The following is a 12,526-nucleotide window of genomic DNA, read 5'->3' as shown; positions in this document are numbered from 1 at the left end:
GCCGCACGGGTCGTCCAACGCGCCGACCCGCAGGGAGACGTGGCAGAGCGGCCGAATGCACTCGCCTTGAAAGCGAGCGTCGCGAGAGCGACCGGGGGTTCAAATCCCTCCGTCTCCGCATACTCATCGGTCTTCTCAGGTCACCGCCTGTCGGCTGAGCATTTCGACCAGCCGCGCCGCGTTCTCCAGCCTCTCCTCCTCGAGATCCGGACGCGGGTAGGTGTGCCGGAAGATCGACTCGCCGTCGAACATGTGGATCAGCGAGGTCGCGACGAGGCGGGTGAGATCCGGGGGCACGTCCGGGTCGAGCGCGTCGATCGCGGCCTGTTCGACGTCGTCGATCAGCGCTCGCGCCACCGGATGCAGCCGCTCGCGGAGTTCGGGTTCGGTCCGTGCCGCGACGAGTAATTCGAACCAGACGACATTCGTCTCGTGCCGTATCGCCGCGCGCGCGTAGCGGACGAGGTCGATCGGCGGCAGCCGGTCCTCGGTGGTGGTCAGGTCACGAAAGTTGGCCATATGCCGTCGCCCGACCTCCTGCGCCGCGGCCACGACCACATCGAGCCGGGAATCGAAATGCCGGAACAGCCCGCCTTTGGACACTCCCGCCCGCGTGCAGATCTCGCCGATCGAAGCCCGGTGATAGCCGACCTCCTCGATCGCCTCGATGGTCGCGTCGACCAGTTTCGCGATGGTCGCGCCTTTGCGTTCGGCTTGTGTCCGGCGCGGCGCCGTCACTTCGCGCCGGCCCGCAGGAACCGCCCGGTTTTCGTGTTGCCGAGGGCCGCCGTCGGTTCTCCGTCGCCGAATACCCGTTGGCCGCCGATGAATACGGCGGTCACGGTGTCGTCGTTGCGATTGACCATGCGGGGCAGATTATCGAACTGGGGGACCGGGCACTCCGCGTAGGAGTCCAGTGATTCGTCCAGGTGGGCGGGATCGATGATGACGATATCGGCGCGATCGCCCTCGCGCAGACGGCCCGCGTCGATGTCGTACCAGTCGCCGAGTTCGCCCGTGAGACGGTGCACGGCCTGTTCGATGGTCATGAACGGGCATCCGGCCCGCTCCGCGTCGTGCACGCGACGCAGGAAACGCAACCCGAAGTTGTAGAACGCCATGTTGCGCAGGTGCGCACCCGCGTCGGAGAAGCCGAGTTGCACACCGGGATCGGCGCCGAGCTTGGCCAGGAATTCCGGGCGATGATTGGAAATCGTTGTCCGCCAGCGCAGTTTCGTCCCGTATTCGACGACGAGGTCGAGGAAGGCGTCGACCGGATGGACTCCGCCGCGATCCTGTCCGACCTGGCCGAAGGTCTTGCCGATGACGGTATCGTCCGGGCAGTCCACGATCTCGGCATCGAAGAAATCGCGATGCCACACCCGCATGCCGAATTTCGAGTCGTACTGCTTCCTGAACTCCCGCCGGTACTTCTCGTTCCGCATCAGGGCATTGCGCTCGACCTGATCCGACAGGTGCAGCGCCGCCGCGCCGGAACCGAACTCCTCGAAGATCACCAGGTCGATACCGTCGGCGTATACCTCGAACGGCACCGGCAGATGCTGCCATCGAAAATCCCCGCCGAGCCCGTTGAGGACACGCGATATCGCACCCATGAGATAGACCAGGAACGGATTGGCCTTCAGGTCGGCGGCCGAGAGCAGGCTCGTCTTGAGTCGCCGCCGTCCGATCCCGAGCGTGCTGGAGGTCATCGCGATGATGCTGCGCGGCGAGGTGATATCCGGACCGGCCTGCAACACACGACGCCGACGCCGCAGAATCGCGTTGAGCCGCCGTCGTTCCCGTGCCTTGGCATAGGTGGACGGCAGCGTGCGCGACCGGCAGAGATCACCGTCGAGTTTGTCGAATCGCAATTGCTGAGCCGACATTCCGACGAATCCCGCGTCGAGCGCCTCGGTGAGCGTGGCCTCCATCGAAGTCATTTCGGCGGCGGTCGGGCGAATATCGCCGCGGGTGGCTCGGTCGAGGCCCATTTCCGCGCCACGGATATCGGAGTGGCCGATGAACGCCGCGACATTGGGTCCCAGCGGAAGTTCCTCCAGCGCCGCGACATACTCGCGTGCCGTATTCCACGTCTTCTTCTCGCTGATCGCCTCGATCACGTGCCGCCGCGGAATCGCCTCGACCCGCCCGAAGATATCGCCCGCCGTCGTCGCGTCGACGTGCACGGTCGACAGCGAACACGACCCCAGCAGCACCGTGGTCACCCCGTGGCGCACCGATTCCGCCAGCGCGGGCCCCCGCAGCACCTCGATGTCGTAATGCGTGTGGATATCGACCATCCCCGGCAGCACCCACTGCCCGCTGGCGTCGACCACATCCCCGCACCCGTCCTCGTCCAACGACTCCGAGGTGACCGCCACGACCCGCCCACCCCGAAGCCCGAGGTTCCGAATCGCCGACGCCCCGCCGGTTCCGTCGAACCACCGCCCGTTCTTGATGATTGTGTCGTAGCTCACTCATAGATAGAAACCGTTTGGTCGCTAACTGTCAAGGGGGTATCGGACTGTCGGATGGCGAAGTTGGTGCGATGGCGCGCGACGAGGCGATCGGTCGCGTCGATCAATAACGGACCGACCAGGCTTAATCGGGTCGATCCGCCTCGCGGAGCTTGAGGGATTCCCCCGGCTCGACGCGAATGTCGGCGGGTGAGCACACGGCGGCGTCGCTCGGGACGACGGCCGCCATCACCGGCTGCCCGCTGACGCTGTCGACGAGTCGCACCGGCGGCCCGGTGGGGTCGCCCAGGTGGCGATCGCCCCATTGCATGAGTCCGACCAGCACCGGGTACAGCTCCCATGCCTTCTGTGTCGGGTGGTATTCGTGCCGTTCGCGCCCGCCCGGCTCACGGTAGGGCTCGCGGACGAGCAGTCCCTGATCGACCATTTCCTTGAGCCGCTTGCTGAGCACCGAGGGGGATACGCCGAGGTGGTGCAGGAAATCCTCGAAGCGACGCACGCCGTTGAGCGATTCGCGCAACACGATCAGGGTCCATCGATTGCCGAGGACGTCGAGCGCCCGCACGATCGGGCAGTTGTCTAGATCGACCGATGTCCACTCCACGTGTCCAGGATACCGATTGTGGATTCTGAAATAGTATTCAGCTAGTCTGACTTCTGATTCAGTAGTTAGGAGAGTTTGTGGACCACACCTACGACACGCTGCGCGTTCGGGTAGCGCACGGCGTTGCCTTCGTATCTATCGACAACCCGCCGATCAACCTCTTGGACACCGCGTTGGTCGCCGATCTCGATCGATTCGCCACCGAGGTCGCCGCCGACGACGCGATCCGGGTGATCGTGCTCGACAGCGCGGATGCGGAGTTCTTCATCGCCCACGGCGATATGCGACTGATCGTCGATCCGGATGCCCTCGCGCGATTCGTCGAAGGTCCTGGCGCGGGCCTGCACGGCCGCTTCCGTGCCCTTCCCCAGGTGACCATCGCCAAGATCACCGGCCGGGTGCGCGGCGGCGGGAACGAATTCCTGTTCGCCCTCGATATGCGTTTCGCCGCGCGCGACGCCGCCTGGTTCGGATATCCCGAGGTGAGTCTCGGCATCTTCCCCGGCGGCGGCGGCACCCAGTACCTACCCCGACTGGGTGGTCGGGCCCGGGCGCTCGAGGCCGTCCTCGGCGCGGACCTGTTCGACGCCGATACCGCCGAGCGCTACGGCTGGATCAACCGCGCGCTGCCCGCCGCCGAACTCGACCACTACGTCGATCGGCTGGCCACCCGCATCGCCTCCTACCCGGCCGAGGCCGTGGCCGCGGCGCGCCGGGCGGTCGACGCCGCGAGTCTGCCGATAGAGGAGGGATCGAAGGTGGAGGCCGAACTGTTGTGGCCCGTCTTCACCGGCGCCACGGCGATCGAACGCACCGCGGCCGCCCTCGCCGCGGGCGCGCAGACACGCGACGGCGAGCTCGACCTCGAGCGGGTCCTCGAGGTCGGCGTCGGGGCGGCATCGGTGTAGCGGCCGGTCAGTCCTCCGGTGGGCGGTGCACGAAATTGGGGCGTATGTCGTCGTCGGCCGCGTCGAAATAGCGGTGGAAGGTCGGTGTCAGGCCGGAGGAGATCGGCGGGTTGATCCAGGACCAATCGGTGGGGCAGGTGCGGCCCGCCGACGCCTCCTTGTCGACGTGGTCGCAGAACTGTTTGGCCACGGTGTGATGGTCGACGATGTGGACGCCCGCCTTGCGGTAGCTGTGCAGTACCGCGCGATTCACCTCGATCAGCGCCTGATCGCGCCAGAGGGTGCGGGCGTGTGAGGTGTCGAGTTCCATCATGTCCGCGATGAGCGGCAGCATGTTGTAGCGGTTGGTGTCGCTGAGATTGCGCGCCCCGATCTCGGTGCCCACGTACCAGCCGTTGAACGGCGCGAACGGGTAGGTGACGCCGCCGATTTCCAGATTCATATTGGAGACCGCCGGTACCGCATGCCATTTCAGCCCGAGTCCGGCGAACCAGTCGAAATCGGGATGTTCGAGTTCGACCTCGCGGACCAACTCCGGCGGCACGTCGAACCAGCGGATCGGCTCATCCGGCGTGCTGATCAGCAGCGGCAGTACGTCGAAGGGCGTGCCCGCACCGCGCCAGCCCAATTTCGCCGCGAATTCGGTGATTCCGACGTGGGCGGCGTCGCCGGTGACGGTGCCGTCGCCGTTGCGATATCCGGCGTAGCGGATCAGTTGTGGACTGACGATACGGAATTCGCGTCCGTCGGCTTGGCGCGGCGGTCCGACCGTGATCATCGACTGGACCGCGCCGCCGTTGGTCGCCATGTGCAGGTGCTGCCAGCAGACCTCGGCCAGTTCGCGAGCCGTCCGCACCTGCCTGGCATCGACCAATTTCAAAGAGCGCCAGTGCTTTCGGCCGACGCATCGGGAGTGATTGCGCCACGCGAGTTTGGCGCCGATCAGGATTTCCTCGGCCGTCTGGACATAGCACCCGTTCTGCTCGAGTTGTTCCGAGGCGGTGCGGCGGCGGTGGGAGGACAGATGCGCTAGTTCGGGTCGGCGGAAGAATTCGTCGCATTCGCGCAGACGGCGGTGTAGATCCGTGCGGTCGGGCAACGAGGTTGCCGGGGTTGCGGTGGTCTCGACTGATCGAACTGGCGACACATTGTTCACGATTTTCTCCGGTCGGGCATCGGGCCTAACAGACAGAACATCTTTCGAGCAGAGAACTCGCGCGTGGTGCACCCCCCTGTCATGCCGGGACATCCACGAGCACGATGTCGCGCGCGATGCGGTCGAATAGCCCGCGCACGACGGTCACAGCAACCCCCGGACGAACGACGGGATCACGGCACACGCGGACGGCATCGCGTGACACCGTGACCTCGATGCGTGGCGGCGCTGCGTGCGGTATGCGTTTTCCCTATCGACCCCCGAGAGGTCCGAAACGGAGATTAGGCGGGGTGTGCTGGTCGTGTGCCCGGTTTCGAGGTAATCCCAGTTCGCTCGGTAATCGACACGGTGTGGCGTAGCGTGTCGCGCCCCAGCGATGCGGGTCGTGCGCACGCATATCGAATGCGAAAAAAGTGAGGCAAGTCACAAGTTTGTCACCTCGGTATGGCGGACCTGAATGCCGTGCGCGCTCTGGCAGTATCGCGAAGATGCTGTCTCGGCGAGAAGCACGGCATTGGATATCCAGCGTCATCCTGACCGCCGCACTGCTCGCCGGTGCGGCGGGCGTAGGCGCTCCGCGCGTCGTCGCCGAGCCGGACCTGCCCGGCACCGGATCGCAGGGCGCCGATCCGATCGCCGTACCGCCGACCCGGCCCGTGATCGAGCGGATCGAGCCGATCAACGACCGCAGACTGCGTGTGTTCGTGCAGTCGCCCGCCATGGGCCGCACCGTCCAAGTGCAGGTCCTGCTTCCGGAGGACCGGTCCCGCCCCCGCCCCACCGTGTACATGCTGGACGGGCGCAGCGCGAGTTCGAACACCAACAACTGGCTCGAAGAGGCCCACGTCGACCGCTTCTACGCGGACAAGGACGTCAACGTCGTGCTGACGATCGGCGGACCGGCCAGCTATTACACCGACTGGCAGCGCCCGGATCCGGTACTCGGCACCAACCGGTGGGAAACCTTCCTGGCGGCGGAACTGCCGCCGCTGATCGACGCCGAATTCCTCGGCAACGGCCACAACGCCGTCATGGGTGTGTCGATGGGCGCCGAGGCCGCGATGATGCTGATGGTGCGGCTGCCCGGGCTCTATTCGGCGGTCGCGGCGCACAGTGGCTGCTACTCGATCGGTTCGGAATTGGGACAGGCGCAGGCGAGGGCGATCGTCGCCACCTATCTCGGCCAGCCGGACAATATGTTCGGCCGGTACGACGATCCGGACTGGCTCGCCCACGACGTCACCGCGCACGCGGAGACACTGCGCGGCAAGGCCATCTACGTATCGGTCGGCAGCGGCGTGCCCGGCGCGTACGACGTGCCGGGCAATCCGGATGTCGTCGGCGCCATTACCTTCGGTGCTCCGCTGGAAGCGGGCGCCAATATCTGCACGCACCGACTCGCCGACCGACTCGCCGAGCTCGGCATACCCGCCACCGTGAATTTCCGTGCCACCGGCACGCATTCGTGGCCCTACTGGACCGATGAACTCGCGCTGTCCTGGCCGACGATCGCCGACGCGATCGGCGCCGCCTAGGCGAACCGGGCCGCGACCTGCGCCTCGGTCGCGAACGCGATGAACAGATCGTTCTCGTGCGGATCGCCGATCGTCACCCGGACGCCGTCGACGCCGTACGGACGCACGAGCACACCGGCCGCCGCGCTCGCCTCACCGAATTCGGCGCTGCGTTCACCGAGCGGCAACCAGAAGAAATTCGTCTCGCTGGGCGGGATGCGATACCCGGCTGCCAGCAGTGCCGAGCGCACCCGCTCGCGCTCGAGAACCAGGGCGTGGGTGCGGTCGAGCAACTCGTGCCGCGCCTCCAGCGACGCGATGGCCGCGGCCTGCGCGACCCGGTTGACGCTGAACGGGATATGCACCTTCATCAGGGCGGTGATCACCTCCGGATCACCCACCGCGTATCCCACACGCAACCCCGCGAGTCCATACGCCTTCGAGAATGTGCGCAGCACAACGACATTCGGCCTGTCCCGGCCGAGCTCGACGCCGTCGGGCCGATCCTGCGGGGTCAACCGCAGATATTCGTAGTAGGCCTCGTCCAGCACGATCAGCACACGCGACGGCACCGCGTCCAGGAAACGCTCCAGCGCCGCCTTGCCAACCGCCGTGCCCGTCGGGTTGTTCGGATTGCAGACGAAGATCATCCTGGTGTCATCGGTGACCGCCGCGGCGAGGGCGTCCAGATCGTGCACCGCGTCACCGTCGAGCGGAACCCGCACGGCCTTCGCGTTGCCGACCTGGGTGACGATCGGATAGGCCTCGAACGAGCGCCAAGCGAATACCACCTCGTCGGTGGGCGCGTCACAGGTGATCTGCACCAGTTCCTGCAAAATCGCGACACTGCCGCACCCGACCGCCACATTGGCCACGGTGACGCCCAGAAACTCCGCCAGCGCGGCCCGCAGTTCGCCGGACTGGTTGTCCGGGTACCGGTGCGCGAGTTCGGCGGCCGCGCCGATCGCCTTCGCGGCGGCGGGCAGCGGTGGCAGCGTCGTCTCGTTGCTGGCGAGCTTGACCGCGCCGGGGTTGCTGCGGCCCGGTACGTACGCCGGAATGGAGGCGAGATCCGGCCGGATATGCGGTGTCACCCCTCCACACTAGGCGACCCTTCTCCGCCTCCCGTCGCCCGGTCGCGCACCTTTCGGCTGCCTCCGCGTCAACCGGTGGATTGGGGATGTAAGCGGGATTCAGCCGGAAAAACCCCTGAATAACGACCGCCGATGTGCAATTTCTCGCGAAGATCGGGCCAGCGCCCTACTCTGGTTTCATGTCGGGCATTTATGACGATACCGCCGCGCTACGTGGTGGCGACGACATGACAGAGCGCTCTGCCGCCGACGCCAAGGTGCCCATCACCGTGGTCGAACCGGAGGGAAACGCGCGCGGCGGGATCGTGGTACTCCACGAATCCCGGGAGTTCACGGGATCATTGCTCGAACTCATGAAGGCACTGGCGGGCGAGGGCTGGACCGTCCTCGCGCCCGACCTGTTCCACCGGGGTAACGGCGACCCCGCCCACGAGGTGTTCGGCGACGAACTGTTCGCCGATTTCGACGCCTGCTTCGACTGGCTGACCCAGCACGGGGTGTTCCCCGACTGCATCGGCGTCCTCGGATTCGACCACGCGGGCACCGCCGCCTTCCTGGTCGCCACCAACCGCCCCGTCGGCGCCGCCGTCAGCGTCGCCGCCCCCGGCATCGTCGAACCACTGACCTCCGAAGCCGACGCTCTCATCCGCGTCGCACCCGAACTGAAAGCGCCCTGGCTCGGTCTCTACGGCACCGACGACCCCGCCACCCCGCCCGCGCACATCGACCAACTCCGCGACGCCACAGCGCGCGCCTCGGTCGCCAGTCTCGTCATCAGTTACCCGGGTCTGCGCCACCGCGCCGACACCCCCGGCCGCGACCCCGACGACGACCACATCACCCTCGATTCCCAAACCAGGATCTTCGACTGGTTCGACAGCAATTTACGCTGATTGACCTGGCGTTTTGTTACTTTCCATCCACCTCCTGTAACCTTCATGCTCGGCGGTTCGAAAGGACCGGTGCCCTCGAAGAGAAGGCTCCAGGAGGCGTGCCAGAGCGGCCGAATGGGACTCACTGCTAATGAGTTGTCCCTTCACGGGGACCGGAGGTTCAAATCCTCTCGCCTCCGCCACACCCGGTTCGCCGGGTAACAACTGAATAACACATGCGCCCGTAGCTCAACGGATAGAGCACTTGACTACGGATCAAGAGGTTAGGGGTTCGAATCCCTTCGGGCGCACAATGATCCGCCCGTAACCAGGACTTCCTCGGTGAAGGGCGGATCTCTTTTGCGAGGGCTTCCGTCAGATCGGTTACTTTCCGACTGCAAACGAGTGACTACCTTCCCTTCGCGAACTGGTCGAAGGTGCGTGGCAGCCGCCTGGACTCGGTGAGTTGTCATCACACGCGAAAATGATTGTCCCGGAGTCCGGCTCGGTTGATACGGTCCGATGTGGTCATGGTGTAGCTCAGTTGGTAGAGCGCCGCCCCTGCAAGTCGGAGGTCGCCGGTTCGATTCCGGCCTCCATGGCCTCTCTACGGTGCCGGTTCGACGACACGTCCGACGACAGTCGTCAGACGCCGCCGATCGCGTCTTCGTGGATGAATCCGATGTTCGCGGCTATGGCGAAGCGCGGTACGTCGGCCTCGGTCCAGGTCCACGCGAATTCTGCTGCGATGCGGGCGATTCGGGCCGCGCCGTCGACATCTGCTCCCATGGCCCCACTTTTCCACGGCGGGTCGTAGCGCGAGAGTTCGTCGCGGGCTCGACCGATTATCACGCGTCGCGGGAGCTGGCGGGGATTCAGAAGCGTTTCGGCTGTCCCCAGCGATTGCTCGGCCGGTCCGGCAACGCTTCGCCGTCTTCGCGGGGTGCGACGGCCTCGGATGACGCGATGAAGTCCAGGAAGACCCACTGCCCGCCGGTTTCGATGGGGACTTCGATGCTGGCGATCCAGCGTCCGTCGGCCAGTCGGTGCCAGGCGCGTTGTCGGGCGGGCATGCGCCCGGACAGGTCGAGGCCGTACTTCGCGATGCGTGGCGAGACGTCGCGGCGGGGTGAGTCGGAGGGCAGGACGATGTCGATGTCGACGTAGATCGGTATGGGCGGGGAGTAGGGCCGCCAGACGTCCCGGTGTCGATTATCGAACATATATTCGATTATGGGTGTTGATGATGCGTCATGCAAGAGTGACGCGACGGGGTGGGCGCGCCTGTCGTCCGATCGCAGGATATTCGGCGGCGGCTCGCGCTGGAACCGTCGTCTCGACGGATGTTCCACCGACTAGCCGTGAGGAAATGCGTTGGGTAAGTCAAGAATTCGGGAGACGGCAGCGGTCGCGGCGGTGACGATCGCGGCGTGCGCGGGTGCGGCGGCGGCTCCGGGGACGGGGAGTGCGGGAGGTAGCGATGGTGGTAGCGGGACCGGCAGTGGCGGCGGTGGCAGCTTCGGTGACGGAACGGGGTCGTCGGCGCCGCAGACGCAGCAGTGCAATCAATCGACGAAATCCGGCGGTGCGGGAGTCACGTCCACCAATCACCAGATCGGTCGGACCGGGCCCACGTCGTTCGTGCTGAGCTATGAGACCTACGCGATCCCGGACAAGATCGAGGTGTTCTACCAGGGGGCGCTGATCCACAACACGGGGTACGTCGGTGACAACCTGAACCAGGGAACCGGGTCGGCGCTGGTCAACGTCCCGCCGGGAACGGCGACGTCGGTGGTGGTTCGGGTGACCGGGCCGAACAACACCGACTGGGACTACACGGTGAACTGCCCGCGCTGATCCCGGATGTGAACGGGAGTCAGCGCCAGGCGGGGAGTTCGGGGAGGGAGCCGCGTAGGGAATCGCCGGGGTAGCGGCCGATGATCCACGCGGCCAACGCGTGGGCCGGACCGGTGACGGTGTGGGTCGGAGCGTCCGCGCCGATGGTGGCTTCGAAACCGATATCGGTGGCCTCGACGGTGAAGGTCGCGCGGCCGGGGGGCGCGGCGGCGGACAGGTCGGCGGTGACCGCGGGCAGCAGGCGGGTGAGGAATTCCTCGGGCCAGTCCTCGGGGCGGTAGGCGACGCCGAGGTCGACGTGGTGGATCTCCACCTCCTGTAGCCGCATCCACGGGATGTCGGTGGCGCGGATCTCACGGCCGCCGCGAATACGCACGGTGGCCGCCCACGCGGTGTCGGGCAGCGTGCACGCCAGCGCCGCCAATCGGGTCGCGGACGCTTCGATGTCGATGAGTTGTTCGGTGAGCGGGCGTGGCGCACCGGCCTCGATATCGAAATCGCGGATGAACTGGCTGGCGTACTGGGGGATCTCGACGCCGGTCTGCGCCCACAGCAGCAGGTTGACGAGGCTGTCGGCATTGCGGGCGAAATGGGCGAGCACGTGGCCCCTGGTCCATCCGGGCAGCAGCGACGGTTCGACCACCGCGTCGTTGCCCATGGACTTCACACTGTCGACCAGGCGAGCGGTGGCCTCGGCGACCTGATCGATCAGCGCGAGCGGAGCGGCGGGTTCGGGCGTGGTCACCCCTGCGACCCTAGTCGGCGCGCGCGAACCGCTCGGCGGTTATTCGCCGACGATCGCGTCCGCTTCGATCTCGACCAGCAGGGCCGGTGTGATGAACGCGCTGACCTGATACATCGACGCCGCGGGCCGGATCGTGCCGAAGACCTCGCGATGAGCTCGCGCGACCTCCGGCCAGCGGGCGATATCGGTGACGAAGATGCGGGTGCGGACGACGTCGTCGAGTTTCGCCCCGGCTTCGGTGAGGGCACCGGCGATGCGGCGCAGGGCTTCACGGGTCTGTTCGGCGATATCGTCCCCGCCGACGGCGGTGCCGCCGGGCGCGGCGGCGGTGGTTCCGCTGACCGCGACGAAATCGCCGACGCGTACCGCTCGCGAATAACCGACGATGTCCTCGAACTCGGATTCGGACGAGATCTTCAGGCGTTCAACCATGATCCGAGCATGGCACGACCGGTTCGGTCCACTCCCGTGCTTCCAGCACGACCGCCGCCGCCAGCGTGATCAGCCACAGCGACATGGATCCGACCTGGATGCGCTGGGCGATTCCGAGGGCGTAATCGCCGGTCAGGTTGTCGGCGACCAGCATCCACACGGTCGCCGACGCACCGACCACCAGGATCACCACGCCCGCCTCCCGCAGGATCCGCCAGCGGTGGTAGCGGTAGGCGGCCAGGGTGAACGCGAAGACCGCGACCGCGATCGAGGTGACGGCGAGCGTGCTGGTCAACGCGTGGGGCTGATGCAGCTGGGGGAACAGGCCGCCGCCGCAGTCCTCGCCGGGGGCGCAGTCGTGCAGCGGCATCAGCACGTCGGCGATGGTCGACGCGCCGAAGCACAGCAGCGCGATCCAGCCGACGGTGGTCAGTGCGCGGCGCGGGAAGAGCAGCAGTCCGCCGATCGCGGCGGGAATGAGTAACGCGCCGACTATTTTATCGGCGGTCGAGAATATTTCCCGATACGGCTTTCCTTCGGCGTCGAGTTCACTGAGGAAGGTATTCACCGAGTCCACATCGATGGGTAACGCGAATTCGAGCACCCACGAGGAATAACAGAGTCCGGCGACAGCGATCGCCGCCGCGATGAACCACGACCCCGCACGTGCTCGTCGTTCCGCGATCCCCGGGTTGTCGGTCACTCGCACATTGTCCGCCGCGGCACGTTCGCGATGGCCGACCACCCGACCGCGATTCCTTGCCGAGTTATCGGTTCGTACGGCATTACCATCGGAAACACAGCGTCCTATCAGGTTGGCCACCGAGGGTGGAGAGTACGCAACCGAGGAGGTCTCATGATCGG

Annotated in this window: 14 protein-coding genes and 4 tRNA genes; 8 read left to right on the top strand and 10 right to left on the bottom strand. The window is 66.2% G+C overall.

What is annotated here, in order from left to right:
- Positions 1 to 33: 33 nt before the first annotated feature.
- Positions 34 to 118 (top strand) — tRNA-Ser (locus DAT37_RS01455).
- A gap of 17 nt (positions 119 to 135) precedes the next feature.
- Here DAT37_RS01455 and DAT37_RS01450 read toward each other — a convergent pair.
- From DAT37_RS01450 to DAT37_RS01440, 3 genes are all read right to left on the bottom strand, one after another.
- Positions 136 to 738: a TetR/AcrR family transcriptional regulator gene (locus DAT37_RS01450; RefSeq protein WP_109522821.1), complete on the bottom strand. Its 603-nt coding sequence runs from the start codon at positions 736 to 738 to the stop codon at positions 136 to 138.
- Positions 735 to 2,480, bottom strand: coding sequence for an N-acyl-D-amino-acid deacylase family protein (locus DAT37_RS01445; RefSeq protein ID WP_109522820.1), 1,746 nt, complete (start codon positions 2,478 to 2,480; stop codon positions 735 to 737). The genes DAT37_RS01450 and DAT37_RS01445 overlap by 4 nt, the downstream gene beginning before the upstream one ends.
- Positions 2,481 to 2,604: 124 nt before the next feature.
- Complete coding sequence (locus DAT37_RS01440; protein ID WP_109522819.1) at positions 2,605 to 3,084, bottom strand: winged helix-turn-helix transcriptional regulator; 480 nt, start codon at positions 3,082 to 3,084, stop codon at positions 2,605 to 2,607.
- 77 nt (positions 3,085 to 3,161) lie between these two features.
- Between DAT37_RS01440 and DAT37_RS01435 the strand changes: the two genes are divergently transcribed.
- A complete protein-coding gene (locus DAT37_RS01435) occupies positions 3,162 to 3,992 on the top strand; it encodes an enoyl-CoA hydratase/isomerase family protein (protein WP_109522818.1) in 831 nt (276 codons plus the stop codon).
- A gap of 7 nt (positions 3,993 to 3,999) precedes the next feature.
- Here the strand turns inward: DAT37_RS01435 and DAT37_RS01430 are convergent, their stop codons facing one another.
- Complete coding sequence (locus DAT37_RS01430; protein ID WP_232839429.1) at positions 4,000 to 5,091, bottom strand: nitric oxide synthase oxygenase; 1,092 nt, start codon at positions 5,089 to 5,091, stop codon at positions 4,000 to 4,002.
- A gap of 545 nt (positions 5,092 to 5,636) precedes the next feature.
- On the opposite strand from DAT37_RS01430, the gene DAT37_RS01425 reads away from it, so the two are divergent.
- Entirely contained in the window at positions 5,637 to 6,683 is a 1,047-nt protein-coding gene (locus DAT37_RS01425; protein WP_109522816.1) for an alpha/beta hydrolase, read from the top strand.
- Here DAT37_RS01425 and hisC read toward each other — a convergent pair.
- Positions 6,680 to 7,756, bottom strand: a complete 1,077-nt coding sequence (hisC, locus tag DAT37_RS01420) for a histidinol-phosphate transaminase (protein WP_109522815.1) — start codon at positions 7,754 to 7,756, stop codon at positions 6,680 to 6,682. The two genes, DAT37_RS01425 and hisC, sit on opposite strands and share 4 nt — an antisense overlap.
- Before the next feature lie 179 nt (positions 7,757 to 7,935).
- Between hisC and DAT37_RS01415 the strand changes: the two genes are divergently transcribed.
- The 4 genes from DAT37_RS01415 (at position 7,936) to DAT37_RS01400 (ending at position 9,230) form a co-directional block, all read left to right on the top strand.
- Positions 7,936 to 8,649 (top strand): dienelactone hydrolase family protein, encoded by a 714-nt coding sequence (locus DAT37_RS01415; RefSeq protein WP_109522814.1) that lies wholly within the window; start codon positions 7,936 to 7,938, stop codon positions 8,647 to 8,649.
- A 92-nt stretch (positions 8,650 to 8,741) separates the two neighbouring features.
- Positions 8,742 to 8,831, top strand: a tRNA-Ser gene (locus DAT37_RS01410).
- A 35-nt stretch (positions 8,832 to 8,866) separates the two neighbouring features.
- A tRNA-Arg gene (locus tag DAT37_RS01405) sits at positions 8,867 to 8,939 on the top strand.
- 218 nt (positions 8,940 to 9,157) lie between these two features.
- A tRNA-Ala gene (locus DAT37_RS01400) sits at positions 9,158 to 9,230 on the top strand.
- Between the two features lie 43 nt (positions 9,231 to 9,273).
- Here the strand turns inward: DAT37_RS01400 and DAT37_RS43775 are convergent.
- A complete protein-coding gene (locus DAT37_RS43775; protein ID WP_157978237.1) occupies positions 9,274 to 9,417 on the bottom strand; it encodes a hypothetical protein in 144 nt (47 codons plus the stop codon).
- Positions 9,418 to 9,503: 86 nt separating this feature from the next.
- The gene (locus DAT37_RS01395) at positions 9,504 to 9,851 is read right to left on the bottom strand and encodes a hypothetical protein (RefSeq protein WP_109522813.1); all 348 of its coding nucleotides are present in this window, start codon (positions 9,849 to 9,851) and stop codon (positions 9,504 to 9,506) included.
- Positions 9,852 to 10,002: 151 nt separating this feature from the next.
- Between DAT37_RS01395 and DAT37_RS01390 the strand changes: the two genes are divergently transcribed.
- Entirely contained in the window at positions 10,003 to 10,485 is a 483-nt protein-coding gene (locus DAT37_RS01390; protein WP_232839428.1) for a hypothetical protein, read from the top strand.
- Between the two features lie 19 nt (positions 10,486 to 10,504).
- Here the strand turns inward: DAT37_RS01390 and DAT37_RS01385 are convergent, their stop codons facing one another.
- The 3 genes from DAT37_RS01385 to DAT37_RS01375 are packed head-to-tail and all read right to left on the bottom strand — an operon-like array spanning position 10,505 to position 12,365.
- A complete protein-coding gene (locus DAT37_RS01385) occupies positions 10,505 to 11,230 on the bottom strand; it encodes a maleylpyruvate isomerase family mycothiol-dependent enzyme (protein WP_109522812.1) in 726 nt (241 codons plus the stop codon).
- A gap of 39 nt (positions 11,231 to 11,269) precedes the next feature.
- A complete protein-coding gene (locus tag DAT37_RS01380; RefSeq protein ID WP_109522811.1) occupies positions 11,270 to 11,662 on the bottom strand; it encodes a RidA family protein in 393 nt (130 codons plus the stop codon).
- Positions 11,655 to 12,365 carry a DUF998 domain-containing protein gene (locus tag DAT37_RS01375; protein WP_109523204.1) on the bottom strand — a complete coding sequence of 237 codons (711 nt, stop codon included), beginning with the start codon at positions 12,363 to 12,365 and terminating at the stop codon, positions 11,655 to 11,657. Before DAT37_RS01375 ends, DAT37_RS01380 begins: the two co-directional genes overlap by 8 nt.
- Positions 12,366 to 12,526 lie beyond the last annotated feature (161 nt).

The organism is Nocardia aurea (assembly GCF_003123685.1).
Lineage (GTDB): Bacteria > Actinomycetota > Actinomycetes > Mycobacteriales > Mycobacteriaceae > Nocardia > Nocardia aurea.
This window is presented reverse-complemented; position numbering and strand designations above follow the sequence as displayed.